General features: G+C 34.4%; 25 protein-coding genes and 1 pseudogene. 5 read left to right on the top strand and 21 right to left on the bottom strand.

From position 1 onward, the window contains the following. Window positions 1–23 precede the first annotated feature (23 nt). The 5 genes from AC3WVZ_RS28680 to AC3WVZ_RS28660 all read right to left on the bottom strand — a co-directional run bounded on the left by AC3WVZ_RS28680 (window position 24) and on the right by AC3WVZ_RS28660 (window position 3202). Window positions 24–416, bottom strand: coding sequence for an HNH endonuclease (locus AC3WVZ_RS28680; protein ID WP_069354811.1), 393 nt, complete (start codon window positions 414–416; stop codon window positions 24–26). Then, window positions 413–727 carry a hypothetical protein gene (locus AC3WVZ_RS28675; RefSeq protein WP_069354810.1) on the bottom strand — a complete coding sequence of 105 codons (315 nt, stop codon included), beginning with the start codon at window positions 725–727 and terminating at the stop codon, window positions 413–415. The genes AC3WVZ_RS28680 and AC3WVZ_RS28675 overlap by 4 nt, the downstream gene beginning before the upstream one ends. 172 nt (window positions 728–899) lie before the next feature. Continuing rightward, entirely contained in the window at window positions 900–1769 is an 870-nt protein-coding gene (locus AC3WVZ_RS28670) for a transposase (RefSeq protein ID WP_078185954.1), read from the bottom strand. A gap of 110 nt (window positions 1770–1879) precedes the next feature. Next, window positions 1880–2251 carry a hypothetical protein gene (locus tag AC3WVZ_RS28665; protein WP_069354809.1) on the bottom strand — a complete coding sequence of 124 codons (372 nt, stop codon included), beginning with the start codon at window positions 2249–2251 and terminating at the stop codon, window positions 1880–1882. Window positions 2252–2260: 9 nt separating this feature from the next. Beyond that, the gene (locus AC3WVZ_RS28660; protein ID WP_069354808.1) at window positions 2261–3202 is read right to left on the bottom strand and encodes a hypothetical protein; all 942 of its coding nucleotides are present in this window, start codon (window positions 3200–3202) and stop codon (window positions 2261–2263) included. Between the two features lie 553 nt (window positions 3203–3755). Between AC3WVZ_RS28660 and AC3WVZ_RS28655 the strand changes: the two genes are divergently transcribed. Then, entirely contained in the window at window positions 3756–4511 is a 756-nt protein-coding gene (locus AC3WVZ_RS28655) for a zinc-dependent metalloprotease (RefSeq protein ID WP_069354807.1), read from the top strand. 281 nt (window positions 4512–4792) lie between these two features. Here AC3WVZ_RS28655 and AC3WVZ_RS28650 read toward each other — a convergent pair whose 3' ends face one another. The 5 genes from AC3WVZ_RS28650 to AC3WVZ_RS28630 form a co-directional block, all read right to left on the bottom strand. After that, complete coding sequence (locus AC3WVZ_RS28650; RefSeq protein ID WP_069354806.1) at window positions 4793–5017, bottom strand: hypothetical protein; 225 nt, start codon at window positions 5015–5017, stop codon at window positions 4793–4795. A gap of 206 nt (window positions 5018–5223) precedes the next feature. Further along, on the bottom strand, window positions 5224–5766 hold the full coding sequence (locus AC3WVZ_RS28645) for a site-specific integrase (RefSeq protein WP_065485748.1): 543 nt from the start codon (window positions 5764–5766) through the stop codon (window positions 5224–5226). Further along, window positions 5763–6248, bottom strand: a complete 486-nt coding sequence (locus AC3WVZ_RS28640) for an ArpU family phage packaging/lysis transcriptional regulator (RefSeq protein WP_233935758.1) — start codon at window positions 6246–6248, stop codon at window positions 5763–5765. The genes AC3WVZ_RS28645 and AC3WVZ_RS28640 overlap by 4 nt, the downstream gene beginning before the upstream one ends. A 26-nt stretch (window positions 6249–6274) precedes the next feature. Beyond that, entirely contained in the window at window positions 6275–6427 is a 153-nt protein-coding gene (locus AC3WVZ_RS28635; protein ID WP_078188177.1) for a hypothetical protein, read from the bottom strand. A gap of 123 nt (window positions 6428–6550) precedes the next feature. Further along, entirely contained in the window at window positions 6551–6664 is a 114-nt protein-coding gene (locus tag AC3WVZ_RS28630; protein ID WP_127064183.1) for a DUF3983 domain-containing protein, read from the bottom strand. A gap of 215 nt (window positions 6665–6879) precedes the next feature. Here AC3WVZ_RS28630 and AC3WVZ_RS28625 point away from each other — a divergent pair, with 215 nt between their 5' ends. Then, complete coding sequence (locus tag AC3WVZ_RS28625) at window positions 6880–7083, top strand: spore germination protein (RefSeq protein WP_069354804.1); 204 nt, start codon at window positions 6880–6882, stop codon at window positions 7081–7083. A gap of 129 nt (window positions 7084–7212) precedes the next feature. On the opposite strand, the gene AC3WVZ_RS28620 is transcribed toward AC3WVZ_RS28625, so the two are convergent. From AC3WVZ_RS28620 to AC3WVZ_RS28575, 10 genes are all read right to left on the bottom strand, one after another. Next, complete coding sequence (locus AC3WVZ_RS28620; RefSeq protein WP_069354803.1) at window positions 7213–8022, bottom strand: phage antirepressor KilAC domain-containing protein; 810 nt, start codon at window positions 8020–8022, stop codon at window positions 7213–7215. 33 nt (window positions 8023–8055) lie between these two features. Next, complete coding sequence (locus AC3WVZ_RS28615; protein WP_069354802.1) at window positions 8056–8223, bottom strand: DUF3954 domain-containing protein; 168 nt, start codon at window positions 8221–8223, stop codon at window positions 8056–8058. A gap of 38 nt (window positions 8224–8261) precedes the next feature. Further along, a complete protein-coding gene (locus AC3WVZ_RS28610; RefSeq protein ID WP_069354801.1) occupies window positions 8262–8528 on the bottom strand; it encodes a hypothetical protein in 267 nt (88 codons plus the stop codon). Then, complete coding sequence (locus AC3WVZ_RS28605) at window positions 8525–8812, bottom strand: hypothetical protein (RefSeq protein WP_069354800.1); 288 nt, start codon at window positions 8810–8812, stop codon at window positions 8525–8527. Before AC3WVZ_RS28605 ends, AC3WVZ_RS28610 begins: the two co-directional genes overlap by 4 nt. 13 nt (window positions 8813–8825) lie before the next feature. Continuing rightward, window positions 8826–9689 (bottom strand): ATP-binding protein, encoded by an 864-nt coding sequence (locus tag AC3WVZ_RS28600; RefSeq protein ID WP_233935757.1) that lies wholly within the window; start codon window positions 9687–9689, stop codon window positions 8826–8828. After that, window positions 9640–10458 carry a conserved phage C-terminal domain-containing protein gene (locus AC3WVZ_RS28595; protein ID WP_233935756.1) on the bottom strand — a complete coding sequence of 273 codons (819 nt, stop codon included), beginning with the start codon at window positions 10456–10458 and terminating at the stop codon, window positions 9640–9642. The genes AC3WVZ_RS28600 and AC3WVZ_RS28595 overlap by 50 nt, the downstream gene beginning before the upstream one ends. A gap of 298 nt (window positions 10459–10756) precedes the next feature. After that, entirely contained in the window at window positions 10757–11059 is a 303-nt protein-coding gene (locus AC3WVZ_RS28590) for a hypothetical protein (protein WP_069354797.1), read from the bottom strand. A gap of 335 nt (window positions 11060–11394) precedes the next feature. Continuing rightward, window positions 11395–11550, bottom strand: coding sequence for a DUF6906 family protein (locus AC3WVZ_RS28585; RefSeq protein WP_176116570.1), 156 nt, complete (start codon window positions 11548–11550; stop codon window positions 11395–11397). 15 nt (window positions 11551–11565) lie between these two features. After that, a complete protein-coding gene (locus AC3WVZ_RS28580) occupies window positions 11566–11754 on the bottom strand; it encodes a helix-turn-helix transcriptional regulator (protein WP_023523419.1) in 189 nt (62 codons plus the stop codon). A gap of 32 nt (window positions 11755–11786) precedes the next feature. Next, window positions 11787–12023: a helix-turn-helix transcriptional regulator gene (locus AC3WVZ_RS28575; RefSeq protein ID WP_065484921.1), complete on the bottom strand. Its 237-nt coding sequence runs from the start codon at window positions 12021–12023 to the stop codon at window positions 11787–11789. A 146-nt stretch (window positions 12024–12169) separates the two neighbouring features. On the opposite strand from AC3WVZ_RS28575, the pseudogene AC3WVZ_RS28570 reads away from it, so the two are divergent. Beyond that, a pseudogene (locus AC3WVZ_RS28570) lies at window positions 12170–12518 on the top strand (helix-turn-helix domain-containing protein). Window positions 12519–12876: 358 nt separating this feature from the next. Here AC3WVZ_RS28570 and AC3WVZ_RS28565 read toward each other — a convergent pair. Next, on the bottom strand, window positions 12877–14103 hold the full coding sequence (locus AC3WVZ_RS28565; RefSeq protein WP_232339725.1) for an AimR family lysis-lysogeny pheromone receptor: 1227 nt from the start codon (window positions 14101–14103) through the stop codon (window positions 12877–12879). Window positions 14104–14927: 824 nt separating this feature from the next. Between AC3WVZ_RS28565 and AC3WVZ_RS28560 the strand changes: the two genes are divergently transcribed. Together AC3WVZ_RS28560 and AC3WVZ_RS28555 are read left to right on the top strand one after the other, a co-directional pair. Then, entirely contained in the window at window positions 14928–15995 is a 1068-nt protein-coding gene (locus tag AC3WVZ_RS28560; protein ID WP_069354795.1) for a tyrosine-type recombinase/integrase, read from the top strand. A gap of 688 nt (window positions 15996–16683) precedes the next feature. Continuing rightward, the gene (locus AC3WVZ_RS28555) at window positions 16684–17766 is read left to right on the top strand and encodes a polysaccharide deacetylase family protein (protein ID WP_001233727.1); all 1083 of its coding nucleotides are present in this window, start codon (window positions 16684–16686) and stop codon (window positions 17764–17766) included. Window positions 17767–17844 lie beyond the last annotated feature (78 nt).

Raw genomic sequence — 17844 nt, 5'->3', positions numbered from 1 at the left:
CTATCCTCCCCAAAGAGGAAATTTTAATTTTTGATAGGGGGGCTTCCAAAATAACTTGGAAACACTTTTTTCGGTTTATCTTCATTTTCTTCGATTGTATGACAAACTGGACAAAGTAATCTTAGGTTATTCTCTTCTAATTTAAGAGTTGGATCTTCCTTGATTGGTATTACGTGATGAACATGAGCACGCCTACCAAAGACGAACCTTCCACATCGTTGACAGCAACCATTCTCTCTTTCGTAAACTTGAGACCTGACAAACTTCCATGCATCCGTACGATAGAATGGCTTGTTCTCATGATGGTAGATGTTCTTCTTATCCTTCTTCTTCCTCGGCTTGTTGCGCTTATGTTCTTCACAGTAACGTCCTTTGCTTATCTTGTTATGGCAGCCATTGAAATCACAGTATTTCATGATAGTAAGTCAATGATGTCTTTTTTCTTTTTAACATCATCTGGAATCTCAATACCTAGCTCATCAGCATACTCACATAACTCCTTTATTGCCTTGTTATGTAAGATAAGCTCTGTACCTGCTTCACCAATTACCAACTTATCTTTAGTCAAATAGCCTCCTGTTGTAAATCCTTTATCAGCGATTATACTCTCATGATTAACTGTTACTTCAAATCCTGGTTCTTCACCAGTTGGCACAAATAAGCTTCGCTTTTCAGCTGTATCCCAGTATTCTGTACCCACTATTGTCTTTCTTGTCTCTACTACCATTCAGATTCATCCTTTCATTTTATCGTTATCAAAGGACATATTTAAAATTATCGTATGCAATTCATTATGTTATAGTATTCCTACTCTTTATCAATTCACTTTTAAAAATAAAAAGACAAACTTGATATATATCAAGTTTGTCTTTCTTAATTAAATAGAGGGTGTTGCAAAACTAAAATAAATATGCAATGTTATGAATCAGAAAAACTAGCTGAACATGTAATAAATAGCGATTTTGACCATACCACCGTGGCTGTTCCAGCCCTTTATCTTTGAGATTACCAAACTGTTGTTCAATTTTCCCACGCTCTTTCATCAACTGTTTGCCAAAGATGGTTTGTGCAAAATGAGATAATACACGGCGATGTGTATTTTTGCTTTGTTCGACATTACGTGGGTTAATTGGATTCACCGCAAAAATATCACATGTTTTTGCAATTTCATAAATGCGCTGACTATCATAAGCAGCATCTGCAATGGAAAATAACACATTTTGACTTTGTATATCTTGAAGCAATACAGGGGCCATTTTGCTATCATGTACGTTCGCTGTTGTAAATGCATACGACAATACAACACCTTCTGGTGTAGAACAGACATGAGCCTTATATCCCTTATACCAACCATAACGAGTAGATTTCCCCCATTTTGCTTGGGAATCATATAAACTACTCCGTAAGGCAGTGCTATCAATTAAAACACACGGAATCAATCCTAAATTCATTTCTTCAAGAGTTTGTTTATGAATCAACGGAATACCTTCGTTGCGAAACCAAGTACCTACACGTGAAAAAGTGGATATATGTGGAACAAAGGAAAGGCCACAAGATACACGAAATGAAGGATATTGATGCAAAAAGCGAGTTAACTTGCGTAATGAATTGATTTGGAATACCGTTTTCACAAAAAAACATTTGAGTAAAGCTTTTCTACAGATAGGTGGGCGGCCTGTAATAGGCGGAACGCCTCCAATGGTTAAACTATCTACGTAGGCAAATAAAATTTGTAAAATGGAGTGATTCTGATCAAAATTGGTTATCATACTAGTAAATCCGTCCTTTCTGGAGATAGTTTGGGTTACTATCATTCTTCCAGGAAAACGGATTTTTTTATGCATTTATTTTTGAATATTTATGAGTTTTGCAACACCCTCTAAATAATTAATCCATTTAAAATACCTAAAATTATAAGGATTAAATATTTAAAATAACTCATGCTTAGTAGATTAGCATACTTATTTCGAAAGAGATATTTTATCCCTTCTATTCCACCTACAATAATAAAACTAGGTATTATTACATCTACTAAAAAATCAACTTTTGAATTAGTAATCCATGTTGGCATAACTATAAAAATACAAATAAAAATAATATCTACTACAATATTAAAATTAAAATCTTTACTACTATTTTTAATTTCAATATCATCTTTATAAGTTGTAATTGTATTTTTAAAGTATACTAATCCAGATATCAAAATACATATCCCAAATAAAACATTAATTCCAATAAGTATCAATTCCATTATAAAGCCCTACTTACATGCAGCCCAAACACCTGTAGCACCAGTTAATTCTCCAGCTAATCCTACAAGAGCTTGTCCACCTACACGCATTCTTTCTTCCCAAGTAGATGCTTGCACAAGAAGTTTTGCAGCTTCTCCAAAACCACCTAATGCATTAATATATTTTTTAATTTTAAGCAATTTAGAAACAGCAATTAAATTCCCACCTACAAAAGCGGCTAAAGCACCAGAACATTTACCTATTTTAATCCAATCAGGATCAGCAATCACTGGGAATGCAGTGTTCTCATCAAAATCAACCACTTGAATCAATTTATTTCCATCGACTTTATACTGTGTAGAAACTGATTTTCCATTTGCATCTTTCGCCCAAGCAGGCATAAAAACACTTTGAATGATATTTTCTCCATCAACTATAAATACTTCACCTGTATCATATTCTTCGCCTAAATATTCCGCAGCTGTAACTAGTTTACCACCATTTGGGATATCAATAACAAACTCGTATTCTTTTGGTGCAGTTTGATTTTTAATTTTAATTAATGATCGAACACCATCTTTAGTCGTTTGTACAGCTAAATCAGCTGGTTGCTTTTCATCTTGATAAACAAGAGTCCCATTATTTGTTTGAATAACTTCACTCGAATTTAAGTCTGGAAGAGAAATATGTAAAGATTCCGCTCTATCCTTAATAGTAATAGGGTTTGAGTTTAATGTAGTCGGAATTTCCACTGTACTTAATTCATTCTTAATAACTTTTTTCTCTTTAGAATCTATTTTAAAATCATTTAAAATATCATCAACCCCTGTGTTTTTTTCAATCATTAAAGCTGTCGAGTTCGCTTCTTTTTGTGCATTTTTACTTTCAGCATTAATTGAAGGTGTCATTATAGATATACTCATAGCACCTACAATTAACCCACTTAAAAATTTTCTAGATAAAATGTTCATAAAATCCTCCTAATAAGATACAAATTTTTATACCTTAATAAACTTATATCTTATTAAACAATTAAACAAGTCTGGTAATACAAAAAAATTCCTAATATAATAAAGATGAAACATGTGTTTCATTAACAAAATTAAACAAATATTTAATAAAATTAATAATTATTTTTTCAAAATTACTCCCGCCTTTTTGAATGAAAGGCAAAAAGGCTAGCCTCCAAAATTAAAGTAGCCCTTCGGCTAATACTTCCTAAATCATACGAAGAATGCGAAGTATAAGAAGATGAATGGCTATCACTGTCATAGCTTCCATACGTTACATTTGATGTCATTGTATGATGAAACCACATATTATTTGTTGTACAATCTTTATTTCTTTTTACAGGCTCTTGCTTCACTTCCTTATTCTGTTCTTTCTTTTGAAAAATAAAATGTTCCTCCGCCTCCTCCACATTTTAAGAATTCTTTTAATATAAGGTATTTGTCCTATCACTAACATTATTAAATTTTCATATAATGCTTTAGAATAATATCATTTCATTAGGAGGACAAGAATTTGAATTTTAAACGAATGTTTACAGCTTTAGCATGTAGCACACTCTTATTACTACCTTTCACTTCTATTCCTACACATGCACAAGAAGTGGATACACATCAACACTCCATATCTAGCAAACTACCAGTTATAGGTGAGCCTTTGCCAAAGGTTAATCCCGCTAAAATCACAACTCCTCTAAATCCCTTCTCATCCTCAGACATCGAGATTTCTAATTCTCTGCTTCATGCTTTAGCTCCAACTCGTACGGTTACAATTTTAATTGCAGCTGATGAAGAATACCGTGCAGCTCATCCTGACTGGAAAACAATTACTGCACAAATGGTAGAAAAAGCAGATAATAGCTTTTGGGCAGAGCATAACATTAACTTTATTGTAAAAGGCTACGCGAACTGGAAATCTGACGGTGCAAATAGTAGTGCCATTTTAGCTGATTTAAATGCTGAATGGAAAAATAATACACAATATGACTTTGTCATTGGATTTACTAAGGATAGTAAATTTACAGCTGGTGGCATTGCTTATGTCTATTCTTCAGCGCCTCAAAGCGGTGTTAGCGTTGTGCTTGATCAAGGGACAACCTCTACTCCATATGCGATTCAGCATGAATGGTCTCACAATTACGGATTATCACATGATGCTTCTGGTAGCGGTATTAAATGTATGATGAACTATGACTACGCTTACTCTGTGAATTATTGGGATGCTTCACACGATGCTTTAATTGAAAGCCACCGTAATTGGTACGGTTCTTAACTAAAGAACACTTGCAAAGGGTATGAAACATACTCTTTGCTACATAAAAGCAAAAAAGCATCTCAAAGGATGCTCTTTCTTTTCAACGGCTACATTCAATCTTGTACCATCGAAAGCTGGTTTCGGATTTTACGTACCATCACTATGGATCGTCTAGACCAAATAATAAAAATTTGTATGAGGTGTGTTTTCCGCCACTTCCCACCATACAAATATAACACGTTTCTTCCAAAACAACCGACACTTTTCCTGCCAAAAAGTGGTCACGACTCTGCCACTATTTATCCACTTATTTCAAACGTTTTAATTTCATTTGTTAATTCTACTGAAGCTCCTAAAAATGTTTGTTCCAAATTCATGATTTTCTTTTGAATTAGCCATTCTGGATATGCCAGTTGCTCAAGTATCATTCTATAATAATCTGGGTTTAATCTTAATGTGTTAGGGTTTCCTCTCTGTTGCATTTGAAATTGAACCAATGCTTGTAACAGTTCTTCACACGCCATTCGCTTCACCTCTCTTTTATTATATATAACTTGTATACGCAAGAGGACAAGTTTATGTGTTTCAATTACCCATATCTTATATTGTGTGTCATTCATTGAAACACCAGAACCCTTGTTATCTATGATGTTATCAAACTTTCATTTTCCAATGCGACAGTCCGAAAGTTATGGTTCATTCCTAAAAAACACAAAAGAAAAAACAATGATTAGATTTTAAATCTGCTCATTGCTTTATCCATTGCGTCTTGATTGACTCCTATATACCGTAGCGTGACTTTCTCTGATGAATGATTGAATATCTCCATCAATAAAGCAATATTCTTCGTTTGCAAGTACATATGATATCCATAGGTTTTGCGTAATGTATGGGTACCGATTTCATCCAATCCAAACTCTCCAGCCGTACGCTTTAATATCTTATATGCCATACTACGACCAATTGGTCGATTCTTTCCTTTTCTACTCTTTAGTACATATTCCTCCTCTCCTCTTCCTTCGTTAAACCATTTCAATTCTCTTTTTAAAGATGATGTGATTTGAATCCGTTTTTGCTTCCCCGTCTTCATTTCACGCATGGAAATATGACTCCCTTGTACATCTCCCACTGTCAATTTTAGAATATCGCTTATGCGTAGCCCTGTATTAATCCCTAGAACAAACAACATATAGTTTCGTTCATTCTTTTCTTTTAAATATTCTTTGATTTGTTGGATTTGCTCTGGATCACGTATGGGCTGGACAAAATTCATGATTCATTCCCTCCAGTTTTTTCAGTTTCATAAACTTCTAATCTAAGAGCAAAAGACAGTTTATAAAACGCTCTCGCTTTCACACGTCGATACGTACGTTCACTCATGCCAATTTCGTTATACACCATATAATCGCATACATCTTCGTCTTCTAAATATCGTTTCACTATAATGTCCCGCTGATTTTTTCCAGCTGTACTGTTTCCGAATCGACTCAATGCTTGTTCCACTCGAAATGCTATTTTCTCTAACCATTCTTCACGTTTGCTTTGTTGGATATTAGCGATTGCTACATCCTCTAACAGTTTGCCAACTGTATGTGTAGGACCATGCTCTCTCACTTTATAAGAAGGCGTGACTTTCATTTCCTTACGTATCATTCCAAATTGCTTATATATACGTACACTTTCCAAAATTCCCTCTACATTCTCTTGTGTTGCTGCTCGATCTATTTTTGGTAAAAAAGATAATTGCTCCGTCATTCCAGACCACTCCTTTTTCTTCTTTATTACTTTTGTCTTAACGCTCCACGTCTACGCTCATAACGTGGTCCATGCACCCCCATTAAATCCTCAATTTCACGAGTGCTAAAATTCTCTTTTGATTTTTTCTTTTTTATTTGTTTTTCCCATTCACGTAATAGATCCCTTCGCGCTTTCATTCTTTCCATCCCCCTTACAAAATAAGAAAAAGGGCACCCTTTCCTAAAACAGTTTGATTGCTGTTCTAAAAATCGGTGTCCTCCAGTTTTCTAGCCGGACTATATGTATTTCATCATGCTCAGCTATATAAAAAGATTTCTCCAAGCTTTCTCTAGTCTGTCTTTTTCTTCTTTTTGCATAGCCTTTGTACGACGAGCGATTGCCTTTTTTAATTTCTTTTTCTTCATCTTAGCCAAACCCTTCACTCCTTCTCTTTCAACACCCTTACTCTCCATTTTCGGACGTTTTAATTCATTTAATACCCATTACATTTAAAAATAATCGAATTGCGCATGGCACCCATCCGTTCCTACTTACAAACGAATTATTTTATAAAAATTATTTACTCAGAACCTCTAGACTCATTCCTCATATACAAAACTAACTTATTCTTCAAAAGCAGGTGAACAACATGCCCTCTATCTTTGGAAATGTAGTCTTTCAAACAAGCAATGGTTCATTTCATTCGGGTAATTTTTATAACGTTTCTCCCAAAGAAAATAGAAAAGGCTATCATGATTCTGGTGCATCTCATGCAGCCTTCATTGTCAATACCTTTAATGGTGTTTGCTGTAAACCAAGACCAGGTTGGAACAACTTTATTGCCTCACTCTGAATACAAATCAATATTCTGTTCATACTATAGATAACCCATTTTTGAACCACATTCCATGATTAGAGTAGTTAGCTTTTTGCTAGCTGCTCTTTTCTTTCGTTCCCCTTCCCAATCTGTGCACACCCTATATCATGTAAACCGCTTTCTTATCTTATCCATTTCCGGAATAATTCCTCGTTTCGTTAGCATATCATGAATAAACAATCTACCCTTTTGTGTCCAGCGCGTATTCATTTTTATAGACCGACTACCGTCAGCATGCGTTACGTCAACCGTTTGTGATTTTGTATAGCCTTTATTTTGATGTTTCACATATAGTAGCCATTGCTGGTTTACTTTATACTGTACTTTTTCATCCTTTAAGATTTTATTTAATCGAACGGCAGACAATCCATAATCAGCTGCAATTTGCGAAACGGTTACCGTATCTTTTGATTGAAGAATTTGATCGAGGTAGGTAATCTTGGATGCATTTTCTGCAACCTGCTGTGTTAACATGAGATTCTTTTGTTCTGCCATTTGCCTAGCAAGTTGTTCGTCTTTCAATTGTGAAGCAAGGCTAATCAACAAGTCTGGATCTTGTAATAACGCGTTAATAGTAGGTGGTGTCATGTAAGCCCCGTGTTTTCGAATACTTGGCAGCACTTCATCAAATACCCATTTTTCAAATTGTTCTGCTTGTGGGAGTTTGGATTTTACGAGTAATCTATATAAATTCCCCTCGTTTATGAATTTCTTCTCTTGTGTTCTTCCGAGTGAATCGATGACCTCGCAAAACGCGACCCCATCTTTTTTACAATGTTTACTTAAAGCATCATGAGGATTGGAGTACCCTAAAACTTTCGCAACATCGATTGCTGGAAAGTACTCTTTTCCATCCTTGATAAAAATCTCTACATTCCCGAACATGTTATGTGAAAATGTTTGCATTTGCGGCATTTCTCAATTCTCCTTTTCTACAAAATTCAAACTTTATGACTGAAATTTAACAGTTGCTGTTGTTTGTGTATGTGTCACCTTTCCATTTACCCAATATACAACTTGTTGCCCATACCCACTTTCTGGCGGTTTCACCCATGTGGCCTCTCCATCCTTCACAATATATACGCCATTTATCATTACATTGATTTCTCTCTTCATATTCAGCACCTCTCCCCTACATTTTCTGAAAGGAACTCTTAATCTAGCTCCATAATTTCTTGTAACGTCAGCTTGGATACATACGCTTTGATGACTTGAATCTTTCCGAACATATCCCTTGCTTGTTCTTCCGCTCCCGCCCCAGATTTTGCTTCAAACCAGAACAACCTTTGTTTTTCATCTTGATCAAAAAACTCTACTGCATATGTTCGTTTCGCTATACACTGCGATACAAACCGTTCTGCTGTACACTCCGCTGTATAATCCAAACTACCTACCACATCTTCAAATGTGAGTTGTCTCATGCGCCTAACCCTATGACTCTTTTTTCAATCCTTCCTTTTTTTGCTAAATCCATAAGAAGTAACGCCACTTCATCTGGGTCTCGTTCTATCCTCTGACCAATTGCAAATACACTCTCATTGTTGTTCCATGCCTCTTGTACTCGCCATACATCATCTTCATCCCAAAACATGTCCAGTTCTTCTAATGCAATATAGAGTTTGCGGCGTTCACTCTTCCTATATTTTCGATTCTGCGCGGCCATCGTATAATTTTCTAACTGTAACTCTGTCATACGCTTTCCCATTGATTATCTCCTCCTATATCGTTTTTTTGAAATTTCGCAATCTATAATTTTCACCCTGCATGTGTAGCACCTCTGCATTTTCCATCATCCTGCTAAAATCTCGTTCTCCATACATTGCCCCTAGTTCTTTTACCGTAAAATTCGTAGTAAATAATGTACTTTTTCCGACACGGCTGTCCACGATTTCATTTGTCTTCGTTTGTTTCCACGTTACGCCCTCTCTGTCTTTCTCTGTAAATTCCGCTCCAAAGTCATCCAAAATCAATACATCAACCTTTGCAAGGAGTGACATCAGCTTTCCTTCTGTCATGTCGCTATTTTTATTCCATGTTTCTTTAATCTTTGTAAACAGCATGTTCATCTGAATAAACAGTGCGCTGTGCCCTCTCTTCATGAGTTCTTTTGCAGCCGCTACACAAAGGTGACTTTTGCCAATTCCATACCCACCTGTCAGAATACGACTTGTTGGTTCTGTTTGCGCAAACGAGTCTACAAAATATTTCAAGTCTTGTTTGGCACCTGATAACGATTTGTTCGGTGGTATGTAATTTTCGAACGTTGCTTTTTTCAATTTTTCATTAATTAAACTATGATCTGCAAACGAATCATACAAACTTACAATTTCCTGTTTCTGTTTGATGTGTACCGTTTCTTGCGCTAACCGTTGGTCTTCCTGCTCCACAACTCTACAATGTGGGCAAAACTCTTCTTTCGTTGCAATATCCTTCAACATTCGCTTGTTACAAACATCTTTGATATGATGTTGTCCAACTACAAATATATTTTGACATCGATTCGCTGACACCGTATACTGTTGGACCCTTTCTTTAAAAGTCGTATGCTTCGATGAAGCGATTGTCTTTCCGAGTGATTGCATGATTCGTTCCTCCTCCATTTGGTCCATCTGAATGATTCACTGGTTCTTCGTTTAGATAACTTTCAAATTTCGTTCCAAATAACGTTTCTGGTCGTATATACTGTTTCATACGTGCATCTGTTAACCACTGCACTGTTTTTTGATTAATAACTTTCTGAAAATCCGATAGGATAAATCCTTCTTGCCATCTCGCTTTAATTAACGTTCTGTTTTTAGGCGTTTGATGTTTAAATGATTTATTGGCTTTTTCATTCAAATACAAAATAATCTCTTCGTAGGGGATAGTGTCTTTTCCTGTAGTAATCTCTGTAGTAGTCTTTGTAGTAATCTTTGTTAAAGAATTTCCCCTTTCGGTAAGTTCCATTTCATCCAAAGAGGCATTTGAAATTTTCCCAAAGGTCAAAATGGATTTTACCCTTTGGTTTATTTCAGGAATGTTGAGTTGAATATGATGTGTAGGTGCCCCATTAAACTTAAATGTTTGCACATTTACAAACCCTTTTTCTATTAAAATTTTAATCGCTCGATCATATTGTTTCGGTGTAATGCGAATCTCACTCCCCCAATCTTCACGGCTTTTCGCCAGCCAAAATGCACCATTCTTTTTCACTTTCAATTTACTCTTCCCCTGCTCATTCGGCAGATACCAATACACAATTTGTCCCAACAAAATCCCCGCTATTAAATCCCCTGTGAGATCTACATACGCGTGACGTACTGTAAAACCATTCCTCGCAAAAGCTTCCACCTCAAATATCTGTCCACTCATCTCCTGTTTTCACCCCTTCCACAACATACACTCTCGTAACTTATCTACTTGTCTTTTATGTACATGATTTGTTATACTATAAGAGCTTTCGAGTAGCTTGTGTTTTCAGTTTGGTATCTTGCTCTATACTAGTATCGCGGATAGAAAGACCTGATTTCAGGTCTTTTTGTCTGGTTATAAATTTTACATACTGACGAATCCGTTTACATATGATATACTAATCAAGATGAATGTTCATTTACATCAAATATGATGGCTAGGTACAGAAAAGGTCCTATTTTATAGGGCTTTTTCATATTTAAACGCCTTCCTCAAAAAACTCAATACCATGCACCCTTTCCACAACATCCACTTTCACACCTACACTTCTCAAACGCCTTACAATCCCTTGAATACGTGCACGTTCCTCATCATACTTCTCTTTCGCACGATACAGCTCTGCCAATTCCCTTCGGGCTAATCGAGCTTCTTTAATCCAGATGCAAAACTGATAGGGATCATTCTTTTGCAGAGCTTCAACTTGTTTCTTTTCACAATACTGTAAAAATTCATCGAGTATTTGTTTCTTTTCTAAGTCTTTTGTTAGGACTGATTTGGTCACACCAATTCCCTCTCTTCTTTACATACGATAACCTCTCACCATTTGGACACATTTCCCAGTGCTTTCTAGAAAAGGATTATGCTATATTAGATTTGTCGAAAGATTTTGACGTTCATAAGTTCGTCTCGATACCACCTTCTCATTTACTACCCATTACATGGTATCAGAAAGCCCTTCATAGGGCTTTTTTCTTTTTCACAAATTATGCACAATTGCATATTGGTTATCTATATTGGTTAAAAAAAATTATGTTATAATAAATTCGTATACAAAACTCACATTCCATGTTGACGGCTCTAGCATTCCGCTAGAGTCCTTTTTCTTTTTCACACACTCTACGCACTTGGAATGACTCGTGTTGAGTTCGTATGACGATGAATCAAATGTAGTCGTCCATCCGCTTTCTTATAGATCAACCAATTTTCTGGATTTAACTTATACGAGTTAATATGTATCTTCTCTCGCTTCGTTGGTCGTTTACCGTTCTTCACTTGCTTCCTCTCCCTCTATTTCTCAAACAGCTCGTCCACTGTTGTTTTGAAGTATTTTGCTAGTTTTTGAGCTTCTTTTAGGGTGAAGTCACTTTTACCATGTTCCTTAGCAAAATATGTTCTTGGTGCAATATGAATCAAATTTGCTGCTTTCTCTTGTGTCATGCGTTGCTCTTTTCTGGCGATGTATAGGTTTTTATGCATGGGTATCGCTCCTTGTTTAAATTTTATTCACATTAACGCTTAATTGAAGTGTTTCCTTCAATTAGCTTTGGGTAAAACCGCTCAAATACGAACGTTTCGTTCGTATGGCAATTAAAAAAAATCTCTTCGATTGGTTCATCTAAAAAGTCAGAAATTTTTTTAGCAACTTCCATTGATGGAATCCGTTCTTTCTTATCCAACATTCTTATATATCTTTCAGTAACACCACAATGTTTAGCGATTTTATGATAAATAATTGACTGTTTCATGTCTGCCTCCTCAATAGAACGTTTCGTTCGATTTTAATCATATCGAATAATTTATACATTGTCAATGACTTTCCGAACATAATGTGCTATGATTGTCTCTAAAGAGAACAGGTTGTTCAAGTGAACAACCTTATGAGGTGATGAAAATGACAGGTATAGGTGCTAGAATAAAAAAACTAAGAAAGCAACGTAACTGGACACAAGAAACGCTAGGAAAAAAGGTAGGCGCTTCGTCTCGTGTAATTGGTTATTATGAGTCCGAAGAACGTTTTCCTTCACCAGATACTATTGCAAAATTATCTGAAATACTAGAAGTAACAACGGATTTTATACTAGGACGTAGTACCGAATTAGATATAAAAAAAACACAACAAGTTTAAGGAAATTATGGAACGATTAGATACATTACCTGAAGATAAACAGGACATTGTCCTACAACAAATGCTCGCAATCACCAAAACACTAGAAGAATACCATAATAACGAAAAAAAATAGCCCCTCATCCCTCATATTAGAGACGGGCTATTTTTTAAATTTTAAAACTTTGTTCTATGTACTCCTCGACTAATTCAGGCTGCGTTTCATCTATTGTTTTCAAAAATAATTCTACAATCTCTTCTTTCGTCATTTCCATTCCTCCTCATAATTTTACCCTATCTACAAAAAATATTATCATTTTTTTAGGCTTATATTAGAGAAGTAAACAAATTCTTTTTTTATGGTTTTAGTTTACCGAAAAAATACATCTTCAATAAAAAGGAATTATAGTTCAAATAAAAAAACACAGCATACACTGTGTCTTTAACCACCTGGTTTAATTTCTACTGATCGATATGAATCCTGTTTTATTATATTATACGAAACAATGCTCACCGCTAACATTGAAAAGGTGCAAAGTACTAAAGCTAATTTTTTCATTTTCATCCACTCCTCTATCCATATTATAATCAATCATTTGTTGCACTAGCAAGGAATTATCTCCTCTTTTTTTAATTTCTTTAGCCACTAAACTTACAAAAAAATAATTTGATTGGGCAAGAAATTCCTTAAAGCACACACATAACCCGCCTGGCTGAGCATCTGTAACAGCTAAAAAATATTTCAAAAAGTCCTTTTCTCCATTTTCCCTTAAAATTTCTTCTAATCCTGCCCTTGAATCTTCACTTATAGGATTCATTTGGTATCTAATCAAACGTGAATCTGAATCCTCTGGCAAATTAATATGCAAGTATATTTTAACAACATCTAAATTAAATCTTGCTGCTACTTCAATTGCTTTGTCATTTACCTGTTTTGCTAAATCATAACTTTCCTGTAGATAGCGTAAACAACGTTCCTCGTCATCAACTAAAAATGACATCCCAAGTAAATATAATCCGTCCGAAACAGTTTTAGTGCATAAACTTGCTTCAATTAGAACATTAGCATAATATCGAGCCGACTCTAAGTTTTTTCTTTGTAAATTTAGTGGGGAAAATACTTCTGCAAGTCGATACATGTAACATTCCTTGAGAAATATTTTACGATCACTCTCTTCAATCAAGTCTAATTCTTTTTCAACTTCATCCACTAAATCAAACATGGTATTGAATTTTTTTTGGTGATAATAATCATAACATTTCATAATGTCAATCAAAATATTCAGCATATTATCAGTGGGTCTATTATACTTCTTTAAATATTTAATAATCTCAGTACCTGAAATTTCATCATTCATATATTTATATAGCACTCCATAAATGTTTACATATTCTCCTACTGTACCTGATTCTTTCTTGTGCTTTTCTAGTAATTTATTCAACAAAACTTTATCACGAATCAATGCAGCATATTCAAAACTATGTTTTATTGCCTCTGTACTGTCCAATTCTAAACACCATTCCTGCAAAAACATTGCAGCAGTTTTATTTGATGTACTTACAATTGAAGCCAATTTCAATAAATTAGGAAAGCTAATGATACCTTGATTTTTAAATTTTTGTAAATATTGTTTCGAAACACCCATTTTACTAGCTACTTCTGTAAAGTTTAGGTCATCCCGATCTTCAATTAAATTACAAATTTTCTCATAGAAATTCAAATCAGTCCCCTCCCTTAAAACATAAAAATCCACCATCCTATTTTCTCAACCTCTAAACTGCACTACGAATGATGAATGTATGTTAAACTGAGAAGGAACTCGTATGATGCAAATGTTTGTCCTAAGGTAGTAGGATGAACGGTGTGAGCGGTTTTGTCACGATCACCTCTTACACACGCTCTGCGAGTTTTTATGTTTTAAATTATTATTTTCGTGATTATTCTGTCTATTAGTTTGATAGAAACCCATATACTGTATACAAGATTAATGTTATCACGAACCTACATTCTCTTCCATCCCTTACAACTTGATAAATATATGTGCCAAAAAATTCGTTGTATTTCCATAAAAATGTCTTAGAACATTTTCCATTTTTAATGAATATCGGTTCATTTTTATTATATCCTACTAAAATTAAATGCAGAAACCAGCCAATTTTTGATGAATATACCCAACCAATTTCAAATCGCATTACAATATTACAAGAAATAAATGTCGAACTTTCTCAATATGTGTCAACCCCTTTTTATGGTAGTATGATTTTATCCTTACTTGCATCATCCTGATTGGTGTCCCTAACCAATCTCCCCACTAATCCTAGTGGGGAATTTTATTTTTGGAGTATTTTCGGATTTAAATATAGTATACTATTTTAAACAGCAATTTTATTTTCATGTAGGTAATATGTTATTAAAATTAAAGTGGTTCAAGTCGAAGAAAGGCTCTCAATTTATGTTGAGAGTCTTTTCTTTTGGTAACAAACAAGTTATAATCTATTCAATAAATTGAATTATCAATCTTTATGTATACAGGAGGGATTCCCTATGGTGGTGTACAAGGATAAAGAACGTGGAACGTATTTTTTCGTTGTCAGAGTCCGTCAGTTTGATGGCACGCAAAAACAAGTCAAACGTCGGGGGTTTAAAACGAAAAAGGAAGCACGTGAAGCGGAAGCGAAAATGTTAGTTGAAAAAGAAACGAACTCTAGCTTGACGTTTGCTCAAGTAGCTGATAGCTATTTTGATTGGTATTGTCAAAGGAGGAAGGAATCTTCAATAGTCACTATTCGAAATGTTATTTACAACCACTTAGTACCAGAGTTTGGAAAGATAAAGATAGATCATATCGTACCGAAACATATCATGAATTATCAAAACAAAGTTATAAATACATACTCAGCTAAACATCTAAAGAAGATTCATGCCGTACTATCTGCGATATTTAATTTTTCAATTAAATTTCATGGTCTTATGAATAACCCAGCAAGAATTACAGGTAATTTTGAAAAAGAATCCAATAAACGAATGAACTTTTGGGAGTTTGATGAGTTCAAACAATTTATCGAAGTTGTAGACGATTCATTATACAAAGTATTCTTTTCCATCTTATATTACAGTGGTGCTAGAAAAGGTGAATTATTGGCATTAACTTGGGAAGATATAAATTTTGAAGACAATACGATTAACATTAATAAAACAACTTATAGAGGAAAAGTCACCAAACCAAAAACAAAATCATCAAACAGAATTATCTTGTTACCAATACACATCCTCAATTTATTGAAAGAGCTAAAAAATCTTGCTACAGTAGAAGCACCATTAAAAAATGATTATGTTGTATTTGGAAAGTTTTATACTTGTATATCCACAACTACTCTGGACAGAAAATACGCTAATTATTTAAAAATTGCTGGCAGCAAAAAAATTTTACTTCATGAATTCAGACATTCTCATGCATCTTATCTCATAAATAAAGGTGTCAGCCCACTCGTAGTAGCACAGCGGCTAGGTCATTCAAGTGTTTCAACTACATTAGATACGTATAGTCATTTATACCCATCAAAACAAGAGGAAGTAGTTGCATATATGGAAAAAGATTTCACACAAACATGACCAAATAGTTACCATTGAAACCAAAATTATTGATATAATAACTTTAAAGGAGAATATACTCTTCCACGCTATTCGCTTTACTCACTTCACTTTGACAACCAACTATAAATAGCGATATGAAAAAGATATATATTATTTTTTTATATTTCATTTCTATTCTCCACTCCATACATTATTCTTACTTAGTTTTATAGCGGTTTTCATTATAGTATAAAATCTTTATATTTTAATAAAATACATATCCTTATGCAAAATTGCATATTAATATGTATTCTTCTTACTTTAAAATTAGCTTAAATCACTTTCCAAATTATACAAATAACAAGTTAAAAATGTTATAATTTTCAAAAAACCATTGGAGGATATTATGAAAGCTCACGCTATTTTCGATTTCTTACATTTACTAGTCTTAACGCTGAAAAGCTATTATGTATGGGGAATGCCTATCTATGTCTTCATTATTCCTCTTATCTTTGTAGTCGGTTATATTATTATTAATTCTAATAAGAAACAAAAAAACACATCTATTCAAAGTCACTAATCTATTACCTTAATAGCCTCCTAAAAATCATATTCCCCTCATTTTCTTCAAATGATATGATGAACAAGGGTATATCCCCACCACTCTTATAGCGGTGGGGATTTTAATGTCAATATGCAACATACTACACAATAGAAGGTGATTTTTATGAGAAAATACGCAGCAATTGCTTTATGTACGTCTGCCATTCTAGCAGGCTGCAATACTAGCAATGTAAGCCAAGAACCTAAAAAAGAGAAAAAGGTTCAAGAAGTAGCTATACAAAAAGACGCTCTACAAGAACAAGGTAAAATTTCTTATACTCCCATCACACACGAATCTACAAACACAAGTATTCATATTACAGACTTAAAAGATTCTTTAAATGAAGTACAATATAAAATTTGGCGCACAGCTGATGGAAAGGAACGTGCTAAATCTTTTTCTTCTAAAGAAAAGGAGAAACAATTTACAATTCCTTTTGATATAAAGGAATTTGAAGGAAAACGCGGTGAGTTCCAAATTGAAGCAATAGGAATGAAAGAAGATGGGAAAACAATCCCGCTTACGAAATCTACTATTACTTTCGAACAAAAGGTTCCTGTTCTTATGTATCACGCAATCGATGATTATCATGGTCAAGGTATTAAAGACTTATTCGTATCACCAGCTAACTTTGAAGCACAAATGAAACATTTAAAAGACAATGGTTATACGCTTTTAACGTTTGAACGCTGGGGTGATATAAATAAAGTAAATAAGCCGATTTTCGTTACATTTGATGACGGTATGAAAAATAATATGAATGCATTTCGCGTTTTACAAAAGCTAAAAGATGATACTTTTAAACCGGCAGCAACAGAATATATGATTGTTGATAACGTTGATGTAGAAGGAGCATTGTCTACTTCTGAAATAAAAGAAATGGTTGATTCCGGCATTTTCTCGGTGCAATCTCATACTGCAACACATGCAGACTTACCGAAAATTACAAACTATGAGGAAGAGTTAAAAGGTTCAAAAGAAAAGCTAGAAAAAATAACAGGTAAGCCTGTTATCGCGATTGCTTATCCATTCGGTCATGTAGATGATAAGGTTGTTACAGAAACGAAGAAGTATTATCAATTTGCGACGACGACAAAGCCTGGGCAATTCATTACGAAGGGTGAACCTGATGAATTGTTAAAGATGAAGCGCGTTCGTATACACCATACAACGACTGTAGAGCAGTTTGCTTCTTCAATTAAGTAAATATAAGGGCTCAATACATTTTGAGCTCTCTTTTTACTTTATATTTATATATATTTTTAGAATTTTCTTGTATTATAT

Source organism: Bacillus sp. CPT56D-587-MTF (assembly GCF_058792335.1).
Note: the sequence above shows the minus strand (reverse complement) of the source record. Positions and strands in the feature narration are given on the sequence as shown.